We start from the raw sequence: 19,605 nt of genomic DNA on the forward strand, positions 1-19,605 counted from the left end.
CGGTCAGGTCCGGGCGACCCGGCGGACGATGCCGAGCAGCGCCTCCTGCACGTCGGTGATCGGCCGCTCGGGCTGGAACACCAGCCAGTCCACGGCCACCACCAGCCCGACGCCGAACAGCGCCGAGCTGGCGGTGCGCACGTCCAGGTCGGCCGGGAGGTCGCCGTTGTCCACCCCGGCCCGGACCGTCTCGGCGATCACCTCGATCGCCTCGCCACGCAGCAGCCGCAGCGTCTGCTGCCACTCCCGGTTGGTGCGCCACATCTCGGAGAGCAGCAGTTGGGCGAAGGCCCGGTAGCGGCGGATGTAGTCCAGTTCGGCGCGGACCAGCGCGGCGAGCGCCTCGCGCGGCGGCAGCCCGTCGACCGCGGCCCGGAACTCGGCGGTGAGCAGGCCGATGCCGTGTCGCAGCAGCTCCTCGAAGAGGACCGTCTTGGACTCGAAGTTGTAGTAGACGGTCCCCTTCGCCACCCCGGCGCGAGCCGCGATGTCGTCCACCGTGGTGGCCGAGAAGCCCTGCTCGGCGATCAGGTCCACCGCGGCCACGAAGAGTCGTTGGCGGGTGTCCTCCCGCCGGCGGGTCCGTCCGTCCGTCACCGGCCCATCCTCACATGGTCAGTTCGGGGTGCAGCTTGGCCGGGGTGAGCCGGCGGGAGCGGCGCGCCGCGCCGACGCCGAGCGCCAGCGCGCCCAGGCCGAACGCGAGCAGCACCAGCGCGCCGGTGACCACCGGGCCGGCCGGCCCGCCGTTGATCGTGTGCCGCAGGCCGCCGACCACGTACGTCATCGGCAGCCAGGGGTGGATGGCCTGGAAGAAGCCGGGCGAGGTCTGCACCGGGTAGGTGCCGCCGGACGAGGTGAGCTGGAGCATCAGCAGCGCCAGCGCGGCCAGCCGGCCGGCCGGGCCGAGCGCCACGCCGAGCAGTTGCATGATCGCGGTGAACGCCAGCGAGGTGAGCGCGAGCAGCCCGAACGTCGCCGCGCCGTGCGTCGGATGCAGCCCGAGCGCCAGCGTCACCACGGTGTAGAGCACGGCGACCTGGGCCAGGCCGATCCCGGCGGCGGGCAGCCAGCCGGCGAGCACCACCCGCCAGCCGGGCGCGCCGGACATCACGTGGCGCCGGTTGACCGGCCGCAACAGCATGTACGTGATCATCGCGCCGACCCAGAGCGCCAGCGCCAGGAAGTACGGGGCGAAGCCCACGCCGTACGAGCCGGCCGGGTGCTGCGAGTCGCGGATCAGGCCGACCGGGTCACCGAGCACGTCGGCGCGACTGGCCGCGTCGTCGTACCCGGGCAGCTTCTTCTCGCCGGCGGCGAGCCCGTCGGCGAGGTCGCCGGCGCCGCCCTCCAGCTTGGTCAGCCCGTCGACGAGCGAGGTGCTGCCGGTGCCGAGCCGGGCCAGGCCGCCGTCGAGCGCGCGGGCGCCGGTGGACAGTTGGTAGAGCCCGCCGCGCAACTGGTCGGCGCCGGTGGACGCGTCACCGAGCCCGTCGCGGAGCTTGGCGCTGCCCTGGGCCAGCGTGCCGAGGCCGCTGGCCAGCTTGTCGACCTTGGCCCGGGCGGCGGCGACGTCGTCGGCCAGATGTGGCGCGGCGGCGGCCACCTCCCGGGCGGTCTTCGCGACCTCGGTCATCTGCTTCTTCAGCGCGGCCAGGTCGGACTTGTCCACGGCGGACGCCAGCGCCTCGGCCTGGGTGACGGCCCGGTCGGCGGCCGTGCGGGCGGCGGCGAAGTTCGGGTCGTCGGCCAGCTCGGGGTGTTCCTTCGCGACCGCGTCGAGCCGGTCGGAGATCTCCTGCGCCAGCCTGACCACCTCGTCGGCCTTGGCGGGCAGCGCGTCCAGGCCGGCAGCGAGCTGCTGCGCGCCGGTGGCCACCGCGGTGGCCGCCTGCTGGATCTTGTCGGCGTTGCGGCGCAGCACCGGCTCGTACCTGTCGGCGGCGGCGTCGACGGTGGCGGCGGCGGCCTTCGTCTCGGTGGCGGCCCGGCCGGCGCCGTCGGCGAGCTGGGCGGCGCCGGTCTGCAACTGGTCGAGGCCCTTGGCCAGCTTGTCGGCGCCCTGGACGGACGTGTTCAGCCCGCCGGCGAGCTGCCCGGCGCCGTTCTCGGCGTCGCCGAGCCCGTCGGCGAGCTGCCCGGCGCCCCGCTGGGAGGCGTCGAGCCCGTCGGAGATCTTTCCGGCCCCGTCGGCGGCGCGGCCGGTCTCGGCCTTGGCGTCGGTGAAGCCGATCAGCATCTTGTCGAAGTACGAGGCGGCGGTGCTCTCCGCGGCGGCAGCCCGGATCTCGCTGAACGCGGAGCGGGCGAGCAGCCCGGAGAGGTAGTTGGTGGCGTCGTCGTTGACCACCTTCAGCTCGCCCTGCCGGGCCGGCCGGTCCGGGTCGGGGCTGGCCGCGAGCGTGGCCGAGAACTCGGCCGGGATGGAGAAGACCAGATGGTAGCGGCCGTCGCGGAGGCCCTTCGTGGCGTCGGCCTGGTCGGTGACGGTCCAGCCGAAGACCTTGCGGTCGACCAGTTCGTCGGCGAGGTCCCGGCCGGCGTGCACCTCGCTGCCGTCGGCCGCCTTCGCCGGTCGGTCGGCGTTGACCAGCGCGACCGGGATCCGGTCGAGGTTCCCGTACGGGTCCCAGAACGCGTAGAGGTAGAGCGCGCCGTAGAGCAGCGGGACCACGGTGAGCACGGCGAGCGCGGCGCGCGGCAGCCGGCCCCGGGTCATCCGGCGCAGCTCGAACAGGGCCAGTCGCAGCACGCTCATGCGGTCACCTCGGCGGTCGGAACGGGAGCGGTCGCAACGGGACCGGGCAGGGCGGGGGTGGGCAGCGCCGGGTCACCGATGCGGTGCACGGTGGCGGTGACGCCGGGCTCGACGGCCCGGGCGCTGGCGACCACCGCGTACCCCTGGTCGGCGAGGCGTTCCAGCGCGGCCCAGATCCACTCCCGTTCGCCTCGGTCGGCGCCGGCGTCCACGTCGTCGGCGACGATCAGGCTGGGGCCGCCGAGGCTGGCCAGCACCAGCCCGAGCACCTGCCGGTCGACCGGGGTCAGGTCGCGGCCGTACCGGTCGGGGTCGAGGGGGGCGTCGGTGAAGCCGGCGCCGGCGATGGCGGTGGCGTAGGCGTCGCGGCGGTAGGCGCGGCGGGCCCGCAACGCGGCCACCGGGACGAGCTGCCGGCGGCGGCGCGGCACCGGCCCGAGCAGCAGCAGCCGTTCGGTGATGTGCTCGGCGACGGTGAGCGTCGGGTCGGGCTCGTGCACGCCGGCCACCTGGCCGAGCGCGGCCGGGCCGCGGCGGCGCAGCTCGCCGTGGCTGTGCGGGAAACGCCCGGCGAGCGCGAGCAGCAGCGAGGTGCGACCGCTTCCGGGCGGGCCGGTGACCGCGTGCAGCTCACCGCGGGCCGCGGTGAGGTCGACGTCCCGGTAGACCCAGCCCCGACGGGTCCGTAGTCCCAATCCGCTGGCCTCGACGATTGCCATGGCACCCTTCTAGACTGACTGGTCAGTACAAAAACATGACCAGCATAGCGCCGGGTGTCCGGTTCGGGGCAAGGCGAGGCGGGGTGATCCTCAGAACAGCACGGTGGCGAGCGTGCCGACCGGGCGGAAGCCGCACCGCTCGTAGACGCGCCGGGCCGGTTGGTTGAAGTCGTTGACGTAGAGACTGACCGTGGGCGCGACCCGGGCCAGCGCGTCGCGGACCACCGCGGCCATCGCGGCGACCGCGATGCCCCGGCCGCGCCACTCGGGCGCCACCCAGACCCCCTGCACCTGCGCGGTGCGCCGGGTCACCACCGCCAGCTCGGCCTTGAAGACCACCCGGCCGTCGACGAACCGGGCGTAGGCCCGGCCGGCGCGCACCAGCTCGGTCACCCGCCGCCGGTAGCCGCGCCCGCCGTCCTCGGCCAGCGGCGAGACGCCGACCTCCTCGGTGTACATCGCCACCGCCGCCGGGAAGAGCCGGTCCACCTCACCGACGCGCACGCGACGCACCTGCGGGTCGGGCGCCACCGGCGGCGGCGCGTCCGTGGCCAGCAACGGCTGGTTCGGGCGTACGTCCCGGGCCGGCCCCCAGTGCGCGGAGAGGAGGTCCCAGAGGCCGAGCACCGCGTCGGCGCGACCCACGATCGAGGAGCAGAGCCGCTCCTCCTCGCCCAACTGCTCGGCGAACGCGGCCACCGCCGACTCGGACGCGAGCACCGGGGTCAGGTTGCCGCCCAGCCAGCAGATCGACTCCAGGTTGCGCCGGGAGCCGTAGCCGAGGATCCGTGCCTCGGCCCGCCACCAGGCCAGGCCGCGCGCCGCGACCCGCTCGGCGACCTGCGCGCCGGCGTAGGGGTCGAGGTCGAGCAGCCGCTCGACCGAACGGCGCTCCGACTCCCCCAGTTGGCGTACCGGCATCGTGAGCACGGTTACCAGCCTGCCAGACGCAGCCGGGAGCCGGTGGGCCGACCGGGCACTCACACACTCCCGTCACGTCTTGTCGACGATGCATTGCCGATATATCGTTGATGCATCAGCGATAGTCCCCGACGAAGGAGAGTCCGATGGGTTTCCGTCGACACGTCCACACCATGCACGACGAGATGCACCGGCACGGCGGCTTCGGCTTCCCGCCCGTACCCCCGGGTCCGCCGCCGTTCCCACCCGGGCCGCACGGGCCGCACGGCCACGGGCGCGGCCGGGGCGGCCGGGGTCGCGGCCGCCGGCCGAACGTGCGCGGCGCCGTGCTGGCCCTGCTCACCGAGCGGCCGATGCACGGCTACGAGATGATCCAGGAGATCGACGCCCGCACCGGCGGGGCCTGGCGGCCCAGCCCCGGGTCGATCTACCCGACGCTGCAACTGCTGGAGGACGAGGGCGTCATCGCCACCGCCGCCGACTCCGACGGCGGGCGCAAGCGCTTCGCCCTCACCGAACAGGGGCAGTCCGAGGCCGCCCAGGCGGCGGAGGCCCCGCCCTGGGCGGAGTTCGCCGAGCAGACCGTCAACAGTTGGCACGACATCCGCGACGCGGGGACCCAGGCCATGAACGCGCTGCGGCAGGTGATGACCACCGGCACCGACGACCAACGCGCCCGCGCCGCCCAGGTGCTCGACGAGACCCGCCGCAAGCTCTACGCCATCCTCGCCGAGTCCGACTGAACGCCGCCCGGGTGTCGTCGGGTCCAGCGGCGCCCGGGTTCGCCGTCCACTCCCGCCACGTGGTCGGCGCGATGCTCAGAGTTCGATTGCGAAGTCGGCCACAACTCCCTGGTGGTCGGAGTTGGTGCCGCCGATGATGCGGTAGTCGGTCATCCAGAGGTAGCGGAACCCGTCGACCCGCTTCCAGAAGTAGATGTAGTCGATGTGCCGGTTTCCGTGGGTACCCGTACCCTTCTCGCCGTACAGGTTGTATACCGACCGCAGGTTCGGCAGCTCGTTGGCCTCGAAGACCTTCCACGGGAACACGGGCGACCCGTACGCCCGGTCGGCGCTGAAGTCGACGTTCAGGTCACCGCTGACGACGACCTGACCGTCGTCCTTCTTGGCGCGGGCGAGGTCCTTGACCATCTGGAACTGCTTCGCCGCGCAGTCGGTACGGGGCAGGTCGGTGGGGCGGCCGTTGTCCTCGATGCTGGCGTTGGCGTGGAAGTTGATGTGGTAGACGCTGCGCCCGCTGGCCTTGTGCTGGTACTTGACCCAGTTGTTGTACCGGGCGGGCGGTACCTCACCGGCTCCGTTGGTGTCACAGGCGAACTGGGAGCCCGCGTCGACACGGTCGAACATGCTCTTCTTGGCGAGCAGGGCCTCACCCGCCTGGTTGACCCCGCCCGGCGAGTAGAACCACCAGCCGTTGTCGCTGGCCCACGTCGTCAGGAAGTCCTTCCGGGCACCAACTTCGTTGAGGCCGACCAGGTCCGCCTTCGACGTGATCAGTTGCAGATCCTCAAGGAACTTCGCGTGGGTGAGGCCATTGTAGATGTTGAGCGTGCCGACCTGGAATGTCGCGTTCGCCGCGACGGCCGGGGCAGCGGGCTGGAGCAGCGCGAGCGCGGTGACTGAGGCCACCACCGCGGCGGCCCGGCGGGCAAGGTTGATCCTTCGGTTACTCACGAACGGCCCTTTCGGCAGTGTGGACTGTGACGGACTAGGGAAGCTCGACCTTGAAATCAGCGGCGGCGCCCGATCCGGTGATCACGAGGCGACCCGTGCGGCTCTTCCGCCCGCTGCTCTGGTCGGCGAGGTAGTTCCAGGTCACCCACGGCTTGCCGTCCCGGGCGCGGTAGACGTCCATCGCGCCTGGGCCGCGCTTGTTTCCCGGCAACGACCGTTTGCGCATATCGTCGGGGAGGTGCACGGCCGGCCCCGAGTACGAGAACCAGGCACGGTTGGGCCCCGGCAGTGGCGAGCAGGGGCCGCCGTCAATCTTCGTGCCGCAGAACGCGATTCCGGTCGAATAGTAGTTCTCGCTCCAGCTGTTTCCGGAGTAGAACAGGTACCACGATCCGTTGTGGTAGAAGGCGCTCGGGTTCTCGATGACCGTCACCCCGCCGGTGTCCCGCCATCTCGTCCAGGCGAGGTTGTCGCTGCGCAGGATGACCACCGGATCGCTGTTGCGGTCGACCGTGCCGTTGGTGTTGAACGTCAGCATCATTACCGACAGCGCGGATTCGGGCCCTTCGGCACGTTGGCCGTCGCGCCAGGTCATCCAGATCGCGCCCTCGGGCCCGGTGGTGACATCCGCGTCGAGCGCCCAGCGGTTGCCCTTGTCCGGGCAGACGATGGGGGTGTCCTCGGCGACGAACGCGCCGTACGGGCTCCTTGACCGCGCCACGCCGATGCACTTGCGTCCGTCGTCGTTCTTCCGGGTCGCCGTGTAGAACAGGTAGTAGCGACCCACACCGTCCTTGACGTGGTAGAACGCGGCGGGAGTCCAGATGCCGGAGCCGGCCTCGACCCACGCGCCGCCGCCGTCGGGCAGGGCGTCGCCGGCCACCACCGGCGAGGTGCCGACGACGTTGCCGGAGCCGGATATGGCGTAGGGCACCTTGCGTCCGCCGGCACTGGCGCCATAGGTGATGTACTTGTCGGACCCGTCGTGGAGAGCAATCGTGTCGGCGCCGGGAAAAGGAAAGTCCTGGGATTCGTCTTCAGCGTCGAGTACGTCGGCCCGCACTGCCGCCGCCGCGCCTCGGTCGGCGTCGAAAACCGTGGGTGGTACCAGTACGGCCAGCGCCAGTGCCGCCGCGACCACAATGGAAAAAGGTCTCACGTTTTTCCTTCCGGCTTCCACGACACGCGAACGCTGCCCATCGAAGCATGCACATACGCAAGTATGCAATCGCTATGGGGTAATGCTCGGATAACTCTGTGGAAAGCGTCGAGGTCGGCTGTGGTGCCAGCGCCACCGCCGGGTCACCCGGTCCGGTCGAGGAGCTGAACCACGTCGAACCCCTCGGCGACGTTCCGGGCGGTGAAGGTGACGGTTTGCGCGGCGGTGCCGCGTGCGACGCCCGGCACCAGCGTCGCCGGGTCGGCGGCGGAGGGACGGCAACGCCCGAGACGGCTCGTGCGGCCGCCCCCCCGGAGGGAACGGCCGCACGGTGAGACGGAACGCGGGTCAGTGCACGGTGACGGTGGCGCCGCCCGGCAGCAGCTCGCGCAGCTCCTCGGGGATCTCGGCGCCCATCTCGTCGGCGATCCGCAGCGCCTCCTCGATCAGCGTCTCCACGATCTGCGCCTCCGGCACGGTCTTGACGACCTTGCCCTTGACGAAGATCTGGCCCTTGCCGTTGCCGGAGGCGACGCCCAGGTCGGCCTCACGGGCCTCACCCGGACCGTTCACCACACAGCCCATGACCGCGACGCGCAGCGGCACCGGCAGCCCTTCCAGGCCGGCGGTGACCTCCTCGGCCAGCTTGTAGACGTCGACCTGGGCCCGGCCGCAGGACGGGCAGGAGACGATCTCCAGGCCGCGCTCGCGCAGGCCCAGCGACTCCAGGATCGCCGCGCCGACCTTGATCTCCTCCACCGGCGGGGCGGAGAGCGAGACCCGGATCGTGTCACCGATGCCCTCGGCAAGCAGCGCGCCGAACGCCACCGCCGACTTGATGGTGCCCTGGAACGCCGGGCCGGCCTCGGTGACGCCCAGGTGCAACGGATAGTCGCACTTCTCGGCGAGCAGCCGGTAGGCGCGGATCATCACCACCGGGTCGTTGTGCTTGACCGAGATCTTGATGTCCCGGAAGCCGTGCTCCTCGAACAGCGAGCACTCCCAGAGCGCGGACTCGACGAGCGCCTCGGCGGTGGCCCTGCCGTACTTGGCCAGCAGGCGCTTGTCCAGCGAGCCGGCGTTCACGCCGATCCGGATCGGCGTGCCCGCGTCACCGGCCGCCTTGGCGATCTCCTTGACCTTGTCGTCGAACTGCCGGATGTTGCCCGGGTTCACCCGCACCGCGGCGCAGCCCGCGTCGATCGCGGCGAAGACGTACTTCGGCTGGAAGTGGATGTCGGCGATCACCGGGATCTGCGACTTGCGCGCGATCGCCGGCAGCGCCTCCACGTCGTCCTGCGACGGCACGGCGACCCGGACGATCTGGCAGCCGGACGCGGTCAGCTCGGCGATCTGCTGGAGCGTGGCGTTGACGTCGGCGGTGAGGGTGGTGGTCATGGACTGCACCGAGACCGGTGCGCCACCACCGACCGGCACCGAACCGACCATGATCTGGCGGCTGGCCCGGCGCGGGGCCAGCGGGGGCGGCGGTACGGGGGGCATACCGAGACTGACAGCGGTCACTTCAGGCACTCACCTTGAGAAGAGCGTGATCGGGTTGACGACGTCCGCGGTGACGGTCAGCAGCGTGAACACGCCACCCACCAGGATCACCGCGTACGTGAGGGGCATGAGCTTGAGGTAGTCGACGCGACCCGGGTCGGTGCGGCCGATCCGGGCGTAGAGCCAGGAGCGGGCGCGCTCGAACCAGGCGATGGCGATGTGGCCGCCGTCCAGCGGCAGCAGCGGCAGCAGGTTGAACACGCCGATGAAGAAGTTCAGCGACACGAAGAGCATGAAGAACACCAGCCAGGCGTTGTTCTCCACGGCCTCGCCGCCGAGCCGGCTGGCGCCGACCACGCTGATCGGGGTGTCCACGTCGCGCTCCGCGCCGGTGATCGCGTTCCACAGCGCCGGCACCTTCTGCGGGATGCGCTGCATGGCGTGGAAGGTCTGCACCGCCATGTTGCCGGTGAAGTCGGCGGTGGCGCCGAACGCGGCGACCGGACCGTACTCCACCCGGGTCGGCGTGCTGGGTCGCAGCGCCACGCCCAGCGCGGAGACCGCCGAGGTGGCGCCCTTGGGGTCGTTCAGCGGCGGGCGCTGCACCGACGCCAGGTCGACGGTGGCGGTGGCCGGGGTGCCGTCGCGCAGGTAGGCGACGGTGGCCGGGCCGGGCTGTGTGCCGCGGACCACGTCGAGCATGTCGCCCCAGGTGGAGACCGGTCGGCCGTTCACCGCGGTGATCCGGTCGCCGTCCTTGAGCTGGGCCTGACCGGCCGGGCTGGCCGGGTCGCCGGCCTGGCAGGCGCGGGGGGCGTTCTCCACCACCACGCACGGGGCGAGCGCGATCACCGCCGGCTCGGCCCGGAAGCCGGCCTCGGTGGTGGGGAACTTCGGGTTCGGCAGACCGGCGGAGACCGCGATGATCCAGAGCGCGACCAGCGCGATGGCGAAGTGCATCGCGGAGCCGGCGGACATCACGATCGTCCGCTTCCACACCGGGTAGCGCCACATGGCGCGTTTCTCGTCCCCGGGCTCGACGTCGTCGTCCTGCGGGGTCATTCCGACGATCTTGCAGAAGCCGCCGAGCGGGATGCCCTTGACGCCGTACTCCGTCTCGCCCCGCTTGAACGACCAGAGCGTCGGCCCGAAGCCGACGAAGTAGCGGGTGACCTTCATCCCGAACGCCTTGGCGGTCATCATGTGCCCCGCCTCGTGCAGGCTCACCGAGATGAGGATCGCCAGGGCGAACAGCACCACCCCGAGCAGATAGCTCATCGAGCTCCTTCCACCGACCCGACGATGATCTCCTGGGCGTGCGCCCGTGCCCACGACTCGGCGGCGAGCACGTCCTCGACGGTACCTGGTTCGTCGAAGTCGGGAGCGTCCTCCAGCACCCGCCCGAGGGTGTCGACGATGCCGAGGAACGGCAGCCGGCCCGCCACGAACGCGGCCACGCACTCCTCGTTGGCCGCGTTGTAGATCGCCGGCCGGCACCGTCCCGCCTCGCCGGCCGCCTTGGCCAGCGCCACCGCCGGGAAGGCGGCGTCGTCGAGCGGGGTGAACTCCCAGGTGTGCGCCGTGGTCCAGTCGACCGCGGCGGCGGCGTCGGGCACCCGGTCCGGCCAACCGATGCCCAGCGCGATGGGCAGCCGCATGTCCGGCGGGCTGGCCTGGGCGAGCGTGGAGCCGTCGACGAACTCGACCATCGAGTGGATCACCGACTGCGGGTGGACCATCACCTCGATGTCGGCGTACGGCACGTCGAACAGCTCGTGCGCCTCGATGACCTCCAGCGCCTTGTTGACCATGGTGGCGGAGTTGATCGTGACGACCGGGCCCATCTGCCAGGTCGGGTGCGCCAGCGCCTGCTCCGGTGTGACGTCGGTCAACTCCTCGCGCCGCCGGCCCCGGAACGGCCCGCCGCTGGCGGTGACCACCAGCCGGCGCACCTCGCCCCGGGCGCCGCCGCGCAGGCACTGCGCCAGCGCCGAGTGCTCGGAGTCGACCGGGACGATCTGCCCCGGCCGCGTCACCGCGGCCTTGACCAGCGGGCCGCCGGCCACCAGCGACTCCTTGTTGGCCAGCGCGAGGGTACGCCCGGCGCGCAGCGCGGCCAGCGTCGGCGGCAGGCCCAACGAGCCGACCACGCCGTTGAGCACGACGTCGCACGGCCACTGCGCCAGCTCGGTCATCGCGTCCGGCCCGGCCACGATCTTGGGAAGCTTGAAGTCGCCGGAGGCCCAGCCGCGCCGGCTCGCCTCGGCGTAGAACGCGAGCTGGAGATCCTGTGCGGCGGATGCCCGCGCCACCCCGACCGCCGCCACGCCCAGCTCCAGCGCCTGCGCGGCCAGCAGCGCCACGTTGCCGCCGCCGGCGCCGAGCGCGACCACCCGGAACCGGCCGGGGTTGCGCCTGACGATGTCGATGGCCTGGGTGCCGATGGAGCCGGTCGAGCCGAGCAGCACGAGGTCTCGGGGAGTGGTCACGCGCCCATTGTTCCCCAGCGCCGCCGCACGCCTCACCCGGGCCGTTCCGGGGCCTCCTCGTCGAGCAGGTCGGCCGGGTCGACACTGAACTCGAACGGCTGCCGCATCACGAACGTGGTTCCCGCCGCCGCGGCGGCCAGCGGCCGGTAGTCGTCGTCGACCAGTTCGTAGAGCGCGAGGGCCGGCACGCGGTTGCGCAGGTCGACCCGGAGGAAGTACGGCACGCCGGCGGCGGCGTACTCCCGAGGCCGGTCGATCACACCGAACGGTGCGATCTCCCCGAGCAGCAGAGCGGCCGTGACATCAGCGGCCTGGAGACCACCCGCCGGACTCCGCAACACGACCAGGTCCGGGATGAACAGGTCATCACCGGACACCAGGTTAACCGACCGGTAGGCCCATCGACCGACCGCGCGCGCCGCCACCCCGATCAGATGCGCGAGGTGGAGCTGCGACGAGCGTCGGTCGATGCCGCCGCCCGGCGTGACGACCACACAACCGCGCAGCACTTCGATCCTCGGCCCGTTGTTCTCCGGCAACAGTTCGAGCGCGTCCCGGGCCGTCCACGGCTGGTCCCGACGACCCAGCCGATCCAGCGACCCGACGACGGCGCGATCAGGCCAGGTCGAGGAGCCGGAGGCGGTCATGCTCGGCGAAATCGGCGTAGTCTTTGCCGTTGTAGGTGGCAAGAGGGACCTGGTGGACCAGACAACATGCGGCGATCCACGAGTCGTTCACCGGACGCGGCCTTCCCCGGAGCTGTGCGGCGGCTTGAAGCTGGCCCCACCGAATCGCGACCGCCTCGTCGAAGGGCAGCAGGACCAGGGTCCGCCGCCACCGCGCGAGGTCGGCCAACTTGCGCGGCCCCCAACTGCGCACCACGGTCCACTTGGTGAGTTCGCCGAGTGTCACGAAGGTGATGACGAGCGTTCGGCCGGTCAGCCGCGCCCGCAGCCGTTCGTCGACCCGGCCCCGTAGAATCGCCGACGCCACGTCGGTGTCCAGGACGACAGTGCTCACGCGATGCCCTCACGCCGCGAGGCGTAGAGGTCGGCGAGGAAGCGGTCCAACTCGTCGTCCGACTCGAACAGCCCGGGCCGAGCGAGTTCGTCAAGGTTGGCCACCGGCTCGACACCCTGACGACGGGCGAGTTCGTCGGCGGACACGTGAGCCGTGCTCGGCCAGTCGGGGGTCCCCTCAGCATCGGTCGACATGACGGCACTCACCTTCTCCACCTCTCCGGACGCTCCATTCTTCCACCTGACGACCATCAATTCGGTCGACTCGCGGCCCACCCTCTCTCGTTCCGAAGGCCCACGGTCGCACAGCCAGTGCGAGCAGCCTTCATCACGCACTCTCCGGTGATCATGAGGTTGACGGTGCCGATCGTCCGGATTGCCGCCGCCAACTTCATGATCGCCGAGGGGCGGGCCGGGTGGGGAAGGAGTGGAGGAAGGCGGTTCCGCCACCGCCCGGCGCAGCACCGCCTCGTCGATCACGGCCACCACCTCCGGCGGCGTCTCCCGAGCCAGGATCGCCTGCCGCTCCGTCCGCGAGGTGATCCGCTGCTCGACCTCGCTCTCCCGCAGCATCCGGCCGCCGCGGAGGACCACCCGGGCGTACGCCTCGGTCTGCACCAGGCCCGGCACCAGCGACGGCTCGAACCAGCGGATCAACGTCGCCTCCCGCTCCACGCTGATCCACTCGCGGAGCCACGGCGGCGCGGCGTCGGCGCGCACGAGCGTGAGCAGCCGCCCGAGGAGGCCGCCGGTCTCCAGCGTCGACACCGGTTCGCCGGCCATCACACCTCCACCACATCCCACCCGCCGTTCGGCACAGCCGGGCCGGGAGCGCCCACCGCCTTCCGACCGTAGTCGCGTCCACACCAGAGTGTGAACCGACACGAGGGAGCAGCCCATGAGCAAGAACATCGGCCCGGCCGCGCCGGCCCGACACCAGGCGACCCGACCCGCCTGGCGGTGCCGGGCGTGCGCCGCACCGTGGCCGTGCCAGCCGGCCAGACTGCGCCTGCGCCGGGAGTACGCGCACGACCACCCCGGCCTGGCCGCCTACCTCTGCGTGCTGATGCACGACGCGATCGCCGACGCGCTGCGGCGGGGATCGGGCGACATCGACCCGGCCGAGTACTTCGCCTGGTTCGGTCGGCTGGACCCGGCCTGGCCGGCCCGGGACGGCTAGAACTCGGGCGCGGCTACCGGGCCGGGGTGATCGCGGCCACCGGGCGCAGCGAGGCGCTCCAGGTGCCCCAGCGGCAGGTGCGGCGGCTGCCACTCCAGGAACAGCGCGGTGGCGTCGTCGTCCAGCTCGTCCTGCTGGTATGCGAGGACGGCGCGTATCAGACGACGCATCGTCTCCGGGCTGGGCAGCCGGTCGTTGAGGGCACGCTCGACGAAGTCGACCAGCCGGTCCAGCCCGAAACGCTCCCTGTTGTCGCCGCGCGCGTCGGTGATGCCGTCGGTGTAGGCGAGGATGCGGTCGCCGGGGTGCAGCGCCTCCTCGTGCACCCGGGGGCGCTTGCCCGACAGGTTGCCCAGGCCGAGCGGCAGCGCGGTCGGGCCGGGCAGCGCACGGACGGCCCGGCCGTCGCGCAGCAGCATGGCGCCGGGATGACCCGCGTTGATGATCCGGAGCTGGCCGGTGCGCCTGTCGAGTTCGGCGAGCAGCGCGGTCGCGAACGTGCCCGGGTGCTCGGCGCGTACCCACCTGTCGATGCTGATCGCCGTGTCGACCAGGTCGAGGCCGGTACGCCGGGCGTTGCGGTACGCGCTGACCACGAGCGAGGCCAGCGCGCTCGCCTTGATGCCGTGCCCGCAGGTGTCGAAGAGCCCGACGCTGAGCACGTCGTCGTTGAGCGCGTAGTCGAAGATGTCCCCGCCGACGTCGTAGCAGGGTTCGAGGATGGCGGTGATCACCAGGTCGTCGGTGGCGAACGTCAGCGGCGGCAGCAGCCCCCAGACGATCTCGGCGGCGACCTGCATCGGCAGGCGGCGGCGGATCCGTTCCACGACGTCGCCGTAGAGGCGGCGGTTCACCAGGAGCTGGGCGACGTTGACCGCGAGTTCCCAGGCCGGCCGGTCCGACGCGGGGTCGGCGGCGGCCGGCGACACGACCTCCAGCACCCCCAGCCGTTCGCAGCCGAGCAGCAGGGGCACCCAGAGCCGGTCCGGGTGGGCGGGCGCGCGCTGCACCTCGAGGCTGGTGAACGCCCGACCGGCCAGCGTCGTCTCGATCGTCAGCTCGCCCCGGGCCGGGCCGGCGCCGGGCATGGGGACGAGCGACGACTGCGTGTAGTCGGCCAGGTAGATCACGATCTCGCTGGCGCCGATGGCCGGCGCGGCGCTGCTCACCAGGAGCGACAACTCGTCCGGCCCGCCCCGGGACGCGTGGAGTTGCAGCCAACGCGCTGCCTCGCCGCCGTCGACCACCGCACCTCCCCCGCGTCCCCACCACCGTAGGAGTCCGACGGCGAACTGCCAACGTACGGGCACCCGACTTCGGTCAGGCGGGCCGGTCCAGGACGAACGTCTCCAGCTCCGCGCCGCCGTACCAGTCGGTGCGGACGCCCAGGTGCGTCATGCCGAGGCGCCGGGCCACCGCCGTCGACGGCTCGTTGCCGGCCATCACCACCGCGTACACCCGGCCGGTGCCGGTGGCGAACTCCCGCTCCAGCACCGCCCGGGCCGCCTCGGTGGCGTAGCCGTGGCCCTGCGCGTCGGGGTGCAGGTGCCAGCCGACCTCCAGGTCGTCGGTAGGCGTGACACCGTCCCGGCCGGGCAGCGGCTTGAGCAGCACGCTGCCGGCCGCGCAGCCCGTCGCGTGCGGTTCGATCGCCCACAGGCCCCACCGACCGGCGTACGGCGCGTTGCGCTCGCGCCAGGAACGCACCCGCTCCAGCGCCTGCGCGGGGTCGGTCAGCCGCCCCTTCCCGCCGCCCAGCCAGCGCATCACCTCCGCACGGGAGTAGATGTCGTAGACCCGGGCGAGGTCGTCGGGTGACTCGGTCCAGTCCCGGACCACGAGCCGCTCGGTCGAGGCGATCATCATGACGCCGGATCGTAATGCGTGGCCGGCGACCGCACGGGGAACGAGGGGGCGATGGGCGACGGCTGGCACCGCACGAAGCGGATCACCTCGGCGGCGTTCCGGCCGGTCCGGGGCCGGGATCTCTCACTGCACGCCGCCGCGATCACGTTCTACGGCGCGATCGCCGTGGTGCCGGTGGCGCTGCTGGCGATCTGGCTCACCGGGCTGCTCGCCGGCGCCGACCGGGTGCGCCGGCTGACCTCGTACGCGATCGACACGCTGCCCACCGAGATCGGCGCGCACCGGGCGGTGGCCGCGCTGGTCGAGGCCGGGTTGGGGCTGACCCCGCTGCTGGCGCTCGCCTCGCTGCTGCCGGCCTCGCTCTACGGTGAGGGGCTGCGCCGGGCGTTCGTCTCGGTGGCCGAGCCGCGCGCCGAGTCCGGCGCGCTTGTCGGCTGGCGCGGCCGGCTGCTGCTGCTGCCGCTGCTCGCGCCCGCCCCGGCCCTGCTGCTGTCGATCCTGCTGGCGCTGCCGCTGACCACCCGGCTGGTCCGGCAGGGCGGCTGGATCGGCGCGCTCGGTGTGGTGCTGTCGTTCCTGGCGGTGTGGCTGGTGCTCACGCCGGTGCTGGTGTGGGTGTTCCGGGTGGTCGGCCCGGCCTCCCCGGACTGGTTGTCCACGCTCGGCATGGGCTCGTTCACCGCCGCGAACCTCTCCGGCTTCCTGCACGGTTTCGTGCTGTTCTGCTCGCTGCCGCTGAACCTGGGCGTGCCGTTCGGCGGGTTCGACGAGATCGGCGGCGGGGTGGCGGTGCTGCTCTGGCTCTACCTGTTCCACGTGATCGTGCTGGCCGGCTACTCGGCCACGCTGGCGTTGAGCCGGTGGCGGGCCGCCCGGGAGGCGGCCCGCGCCTGAGCCCGGTCAGCGCCGGAACGGGCCGCGCACCTCGTAGGTGATGCCGCCGGTGCCGGCCTTCGCGCCGCTGGTGCCGCGCTGCGACGAGAAGTAGAGCCGGCTGCCGTCCGGCGCGAACGCCGGGCCGGTGAGTTCCGACGCCGACTGCCCGAGCAGCCGCAGGAACGGCGTCACCACGCCGGCCGGCGTGATCATGTTGATCTCCATGTCGCCGCCGTCCTCGGCCACGTAGAGGTCGCCGCCTCCGGTGCCGGTGATGTTGTCCACCCCGGTCAACGGCGCCGCGCCGGCCTCCACCAGCGAGTCGTCGTACGCGAGGTCGAGCCGCTCCCGCGCCGCGTCGTACGCCCACACCCGGTTGTCGCCCTTGGTGGTGAACCAGCAGGTGTCGTCCGCGTACCAGCAGCCCTCGCCACCGGCGAACGACTTCGCGGCGCCCGCCTGGTAGCGGGTGGGCACCGGGAAACCGTCCCGGTCCGGCAGGTCCCGCCAGGTCACCGGGCCGGCCACCTGGTCCTCGGGGGCGCAGAGCACCTGCACCCGACCGGTGCGCAGGTCACCCCAGGTGTCCGGCACGAAGCGGTAGAAGCAGCCGTCTGGCTCGTCCTCGGTCAGGTAGACCACCTGCCGGACCGGGTCGCAGGCCGCCGCCTCGTGCTTGAAGCGACCCATCCGGGTCCGCTCCTCGCCGCCCCGGCCGCCGTCCGGCCAGGTCTCGAACACCCGGCCCAGCGGCACCTCCTCGCAGGAGAGCCACGTCCCCCACGGGGTGGGACCGCCGGCGCAGTTGTTGTTGGTGCCGCCGAGGATCCGGTACGCGGCGACGATCGTGCCGTCGGCCGCGAAGCGCACCGCCGAGGCGCCGCCGACCAGCGGCACCTCCGAGTTGGAGACGTAGCACCAGCCGTCGCCGGCCGGGAAGCACGCGCCGCCGTCCGGCGCCGGGTGCCAGACGTACGAGGTGCCGGCGACCCGCTGGCCGGAACGGGCGATCACCCGACTGGTGAAGCCGGCCGGCAACCGGAGGCCGTTGGCGTCGGCGGCCAGCAGGTCACCGTAGGGGCCGGGACCGGGCTGGGCGGGCGCCGCCGGTGCGGCGGCGGCCCAGAGGCCGCCCGCGAAGGCGGTGCCGCCCGCCACGGTGGCAGCACGCAGGACGGTACGACGATCCATCGGATGACCTCCCCGAGACGACGACTCCCCGCCGACGGTAGCTGTCGGGCCGCATCGACCGCCGCCACTGCCCGGTGAACGTGGCGTGACGTCAGAGTCGGTCGACGTACCGCTTCGCCTCGGCCAGCGACCAGTTCGTGTGCTCCCGCACCAGCTTGACGGCGTGGATCTTCTTCCCGGCGTGCACCAGCCGGGTCGCCTCGGCGCGCACGCCGCCGCCCGGGTCGACCGGGCCGCCGGGTGGGGCCGGCAGCGGGCCGCCCGCCCGCAACGCGTCGACCGCCTGCTTCGCCTCCAGCAGCGGCAGCCCGGTCTGCTGGCGCAACAGCCGGACCGCCTCGACCGTGTGCCCCGCACGGGCCAGCCGGAGCACCTCCCCCTGCCCACCGCCCGCGGCCGGGTCCGGGGCGACCAGATCCCGGGGACGGCCGGCGGACCGCCGGAGCACGAACCAGAGCAGGAGCAGGACGACGAGTACGGCCGGGAGCGCGAACTGGACTGCCTCGGGCATGCCGGCCACGGTAGCGCCCGGCCGCGAACCCTCCCGCCGGGGTCGGCCCGGCAGTAGGCTCCGTTCCCATGACTGACGGGACTCAGCTGCCGGCACGCGCCGACGTCGTCGTGGTCGGCTCCGGGCACAACGGCCTGGTCTCGGCGATCCTGCTGGCCCGCGCCGGCCTCGACGTGCTGGTGCTGGAGGCGGCCGAGGTGATCGGCGGCGCCACCCGCACCGAGAACCCGTTCCCGCTGGTGCCCGGGCTGCGTCACTCCACCGGGTCGTACCTGCTCGGGCTGATGCCGCCGGAACTGCTCGCCACGCTCGACGTGACCATTCCGGTGCTGCGCCGCGACCCGCACTACTTCCTGCCCACGCCCGGCGGCCCCGGCGCGCCGTACCTCCTCTTCGGCAGCGACGTGGCGGCCACCCGGCGGCAGCTCACCGAGATGTTCTCGGCGGCGGACGTGGCGGCCGACGACGCGCTCCAGGCCGAGCTGGCGCAGCTCCGCGAGGACCTCGCGCCGGCCTGGCTGGCCGAGCCGCTGCCGGTCGACGAGACCGCCGAGCGCTACGTCCGGCCGGCCCTGCGACAGGTCTTCGTCGACCTGGTCCGCGGCTCGGTCGCCGACCACCTGGCCCGCTTCGACTTCCGCTCCGAGCTGCTGGTCAGCATGTACGCGGTCACCGACGGCCTGTCCGGGCTCAACGCCGGCCCGGACGACCCGGGCACCGGGCACAACTTCCTGGTGCACAACATGTGCCGGCTCCCCGGCGCGGACGGCACCTGGATGATCGCCGAGGGCGGCATGGGCACCGTGTCGCGCACGTTCGCCGACGCGGCCCGGGGCGCGGGCGCCCGCATCGTCACCGGCGCCCCGGTCACCGCCGTCACGCTGGACTCCGGCGCCGCGTCGGGCGTGGTGCTGGCCGACGGCCGGGAGGTCGGCGCGTCAGTGGTGCTGGGCGCGTGTGACCCGTACCGGCTGATCGACCTGTTACCCGACGGCGCGCTCCCGGCGGAGTTGGGCGCGCGGATGGCGGCGGTCCGCCGGCCCGGCACCACGCTCAAGCTCAACCTGGCGCTCACCGGGCTGCCGCGCTTCTCCTGCCTGCCGGCCGACGCGCCGAGCCCGTTCGGCTCGACCATCCACCTGCTGCCCGGCTCCGACTCGCTGGTCGGCGGCGGCGGTGAGTCGCCGATGGCGGCGCTGCGCGGCATGTGGGCCGACGTCCAGGCCGGGCGGCTGCCGGACGAGCCGACCATCGAGTGGTACGTGCACACCACCGTCGACCCGTCGCTGCAAGACCCCGCCGGGCACCACTCGTCGGCGCTGTTCGTCCAGTCGGTCCCCTACGAGCTGGCCGGCACCACCTGGGACGCGGCGCTGCCCGGGTACGTCGAGCGGCTGGTCGCGATCTGCGAGCGGTACGCGCCGGGCACCGCCGACCTGATCGCGGACGCGGTGCCGCTGCCCCCGCCCGGCATCGAGGCCCACTTCGGCATCACCGGCGGCCACATCCACCACGTCGACAACACGGTGTCGTTCACCGACCGGATGCCGTACGCCACCGGCGTGGACGGCGTCTACGCCGGCAGCGCCGGCTGCCACCCGGCAGGCAGCGTGATCGGCGCCGCCGGCCACAACGCCGCCCGCCGCATCCTCGCCGATCTGGGGTAAGGAGGGGCCCCCGGTTAACGCCTCGGGTAGAGCAGGGGCCCCCTCTCACACC

At 72.7% G+C, this 19,605-nt stretch carries 20 protein-coding genes; 4 read left to right on the top strand and 16 right to left on the bottom strand.

Annotation, left to right across the window (positions count from 1 at the left end; genetic code table 11):
- Positions 1-3: 3 nt before the first annotated feature.
- The 4 genes from AB0B02_RS16835 to AB0B02_RS16850 form a co-directional block, all read right to left on the bottom strand.
- Positions 4-597 carry a TetR/AcrR family transcriptional regulator gene (locus tag AB0B02_RS16835; RefSeq protein WP_281935611.1) on the bottom strand — a complete coding sequence of 198 codons (594 nt, stop codon included), beginning with the start codon at positions 595-597 and terminating at the stop codon, positions 4-6.
- A gap of 10 nt (positions 598-607) precedes the next feature.
- The gene (locus AB0B02_RS16840) at positions 608-2,758 is read right to left on the bottom strand and encodes a YhgE/Pip domain-containing protein (protein WP_357301041.1); all 2,151 of its coding nucleotides are present in this window, start codon (positions 2,756-2,758) and stop codon (positions 608-610) included.
- The gene (locus AB0B02_RS16845; RefSeq protein ID WP_357301043.1) at positions 2,755-3,477 is read right to left on the bottom strand and encodes an ATP-binding cassette domain-containing protein; all 723 of its coding nucleotides are present in this window, start codon (positions 3,475-3,477) and stop codon (positions 2,755-2,757) included. Before AB0B02_RS16845 ends, AB0B02_RS16840 begins: the two co-directional genes overlap by 4 nt.
- A 90-nt stretch (positions 3,478-3,567) precedes the next feature.
- Positions 3,568-4,407 (bottom strand): GNAT family N-acetyltransferase, encoded by an 840-nt coding sequence (locus tag AB0B02_RS16850; protein ID WP_357301046.1) that lies wholly within the window; start codon positions 4,405-4,407, stop codon positions 3,568-3,570.
- A gap of 137 nt (positions 4,408-4,544) precedes the next feature.
- Between AB0B02_RS16850 and AB0B02_RS16855 the strand changes: the two genes are divergently transcribed.
- Complete coding sequence (locus AB0B02_RS16855) at positions 4,545-5,141, top strand: PadR family transcriptional regulator (RefSeq protein WP_357301048.1); 597 nt, start codon at positions 4,545-4,547, stop codon at positions 5,139-5,141.
- 75 nt (positions 5,142-5,216) lie between these two features.
- Here AB0B02_RS16855 and AB0B02_RS16860 read toward each other — a convergent pair whose 3' ends face one another.
- From AB0B02_RS16860 to AB0B02_RS16895, 8 genes are all read right to left on the bottom strand, one after another.
- Complete coding sequence (locus AB0B02_RS16860) at positions 5,217-6,092, bottom strand: endonuclease/exonuclease/phosphatase family protein (RefSeq protein ID WP_357301050.1); 876 nt, start codon at positions 6,090-6,092, stop codon at positions 5,217-5,219.
- Between the two features lie 34 nt (positions 6,093-6,126).
- Positions 6,127-7,251, bottom strand: a complete 1,125-nt coding sequence (locus tag AB0B02_RS16865) for a family 43 glycosylhydrolase (protein ID WP_281935623.1) — start codon at positions 7,249-7,251, stop codon at positions 6,127-6,129.
- A 348-nt stretch (positions 7,252-7,599) separates the two neighbouring features.
- Positions 7,600-8,775: a flavodoxin-dependent (E)-4-hydroxy-3-methylbut-2-enyl-diphosphate synthase gene (gene ispG / locus AB0B02_RS16870; RefSeq protein WP_281935625.1), complete on the bottom strand. Its 1,176-nt coding sequence runs from the start codon at positions 8,773-8,775 to the stop codon at positions 7,600-7,602.
- A 9-nt stretch (positions 8,776-8,784) separates the two neighbouring features.
- On the bottom strand, positions 8,785-10,032 hold the full coding sequence (locus tag AB0B02_RS16875; RefSeq protein WP_281935627.1) for a site-2 protease family protein: 1,248 nt from the start codon (positions 10,030-10,032) through the stop codon (positions 8,785-8,787).
- Positions 10,029-11,243 (bottom strand): 1-deoxy-D-xylulose-5-phosphate reductoisomerase, encoded by a 1,215-nt coding sequence (dxr, locus tag AB0B02_RS16880; RefSeq protein WP_281935629.1) that lies wholly within the window; start codon positions 11,241-11,243, stop codon positions 10,029-10,031. The genes AB0B02_RS16875 and dxr overlap by 4 nt, the downstream gene beginning before the upstream one ends.
- A 32-nt stretch (positions 11,244-11,275) precedes the next feature.
- Positions 11,276-11,890, bottom strand: a complete 615-nt coding sequence (locus AB0B02_RS16885) for a Uma2 family endonuclease (RefSeq protein WP_357301054.1) — start codon at positions 11,888-11,890, stop codon at positions 11,276-11,278.
- On the bottom strand, positions 11,859-12,263 hold the full coding sequence (locus AB0B02_RS16890; RefSeq protein ID WP_357301057.1) for a type II toxin-antitoxin system VapC family toxin: 405 nt from the start codon (positions 12,261-12,263) through the stop codon (positions 11,859-11,861). The genes AB0B02_RS16885 and AB0B02_RS16890 overlap by 32 nt, the downstream gene beginning before the upstream one ends.
- Positions 12,260-12,982 (bottom strand): Scr1 family TA system antitoxin-like transcriptional regulator, encoded by a 723-nt coding sequence (locus tag AB0B02_RS16895; RefSeq protein WP_357301059.1) that lies wholly within the window; start codon positions 12,980-12,982, stop codon positions 12,260-12,262. The genes AB0B02_RS16890 and AB0B02_RS16895 overlap by 4 nt, the downstream gene beginning before the upstream one ends.
- A 178-nt stretch (positions 12,983-13,160) precedes the next feature.
- Between AB0B02_RS16895 and AB0B02_RS16900 the strand changes: the two genes are divergently transcribed.
- Complete coding sequence (locus tag AB0B02_RS16900; RefSeq protein WP_357301061.1) at positions 13,161-13,442, top strand: hypothetical protein; 282 nt, start codon at positions 13,161-13,163, stop codon at positions 13,440-13,442.
- On the opposite strand, the gene AB0B02_RS16905 is transcribed toward AB0B02_RS16900, so the two are convergent.
- A complete protein-coding gene (locus AB0B02_RS16905; protein ID WP_357301063.1) occupies positions 13,439-14,689 on the bottom strand; it encodes a PP2C family protein-serine/threonine phosphatase in 1,251 nt (416 codons plus the stop codon). The genes AB0B02_RS16900 and AB0B02_RS16905 overlap by 4 nt on opposite strands.
- A 73-nt stretch (positions 14,690-14,762) precedes the next feature.
- Positions 14,763-15,308 carry a GNAT family N-acetyltransferase gene (locus tag AB0B02_RS16910; RefSeq protein WP_357301065.1) on the bottom strand — a complete coding sequence of 182 codons (546 nt, stop codon included), beginning with the start codon at positions 15,306-15,308 and terminating at the stop codon, positions 14,763-14,765.
- Between the two features lie 51 nt (positions 15,309-15,359).
- Here AB0B02_RS16910 and AB0B02_RS16915 point away from each other — a divergent pair, with 51 nt between their 5' ends.
- A complete protein-coding gene (locus AB0B02_RS16915; RefSeq protein ID WP_281935642.1) occupies positions 15,360-16,202 on the top strand; it encodes a YhjD/YihY/BrkB family envelope integrity protein in 843 nt (280 codons plus the stop codon).
- 6 nt (positions 16,203-16,208) lie between these two features.
- Here AB0B02_RS16915 and AB0B02_RS16920 read toward each other — a convergent pair whose 3' ends face one another.
- Positions 16,209-17,375: an alkaline phosphatase PhoX gene (locus AB0B02_RS16920; RefSeq protein ID WP_357301067.1), complete on the bottom strand. Its 1,167-nt coding sequence runs from the start codon at positions 17,373-17,375 to the stop codon at positions 16,209-16,211.
- A 91-nt stretch (positions 17,376-17,466) separates the two neighbouring features.
- Positions 17,467-17,886 (bottom strand): 50S ribosomal protein L7/L12, encoded by a 420-nt coding sequence (locus AB0B02_RS16925; RefSeq protein WP_281935646.1) that lies wholly within the window; start codon positions 17,884-17,886, stop codon positions 17,467-17,469.
- A 68-nt stretch (positions 17,887-17,954) separates the two neighbouring features.
- Between AB0B02_RS16925 and AB0B02_RS16930 the strand changes: the two genes are divergently transcribed.
- Entirely contained in the window at positions 17,955-19,553 is a 1,599-nt protein-coding gene (locus tag AB0B02_RS16930) for an NAD(P)/FAD-dependent oxidoreductase (RefSeq protein WP_357301070.1), read from the top strand.
- Positions 19,554-19,605: the final 52 nt, after the last annotated feature.

This window comes from Micromonospora sp. NPDC049240, from assembly GCF_040647835.1.
Lineage (GTDB): Bacteria > Actinomycetota > Actinomycetes > Mycobacteriales > Micromonosporaceae > Micromonospora.

Bases quoted from the DNA above. Each gene is read 5' to 3' on its own strand.
- AB0B02_RS16840 (WP_357301041.1), bottom strand. From the start codon at position 2,758: ATGAGCGTGCTGCGACTGGCCCTGTTCGAGCTGCGCCGGATGACCCGG.
- AB0B02_RS16845 (WP_357301043.1), bottom strand. From the start codon at position 3,477: ATGGCAATCGTCGAGGCCAGCGGATTGGGACTACGGACCCGTCGGGGC.
- AB0B02_RS16855 (WP_357301048.1), top strand. From the start codon at position 4,545: ATGGGTTTCCGTCGACACGTCCACACCATGCACGACGAGATGCACCGG.
- AB0B02_RS16875 (WP_281935627.1), bottom strand. From the start codon at position 10,032: ATGAGCTATCTGCTCGGGGTGGTGCTGTTCGCCCTGGCGATCCTCATC.
- AB0B02_RS16885 (WP_357301054.1), bottom strand. From the start codon at position 11,890: ATGACCGCCTCCGGCTCCTCGACCTGGCCTGATCGCGCCGTCGTCGGG.
- AB0B02_RS16900 (WP_357301061.1), top strand. From the start codon at position 13,161: ATGAGCAAGAACATCGGCCCGGCCGCGCCGGCCCGACACCAGGCGACC.
- AB0B02_RS16910 (WP_357301065.1), bottom strand. From the start codon at position 15,308: ATGATGATCGCCTCGACCGAGCGGCTCGTGGTCCGGGACTGGACCGAG.
- AB0B02_RS16915 (WP_281935642.1), top strand. From the start codon at position 15,360: ATGGGCGACGGCTGGCACCGCACGAAGCGGATCACCTCGGCGGCGTTC.
- AB0B02_RS16920 (WP_357301067.1), bottom strand. From the start codon at position 17,375: ATGGATCGTCGTACCGTCCTGCGTGCTGCCACCGTGGCGGGCGGCACC.
- AB0B02_RS16925 (WP_281935646.1), bottom strand. From the start codon at position 17,886: ATGCCCGAGGCAGTCCAGTTCGCGCTCCCGGCCGTACTCGTCGTCCTG.
- AB0B02_RS16930 (WP_357301070.1), top strand. From the start codon at position 17,955: ATGACTGACGGGACTCAGCTGCCGGCACGCGCCGACGTCGTCGTGGTC.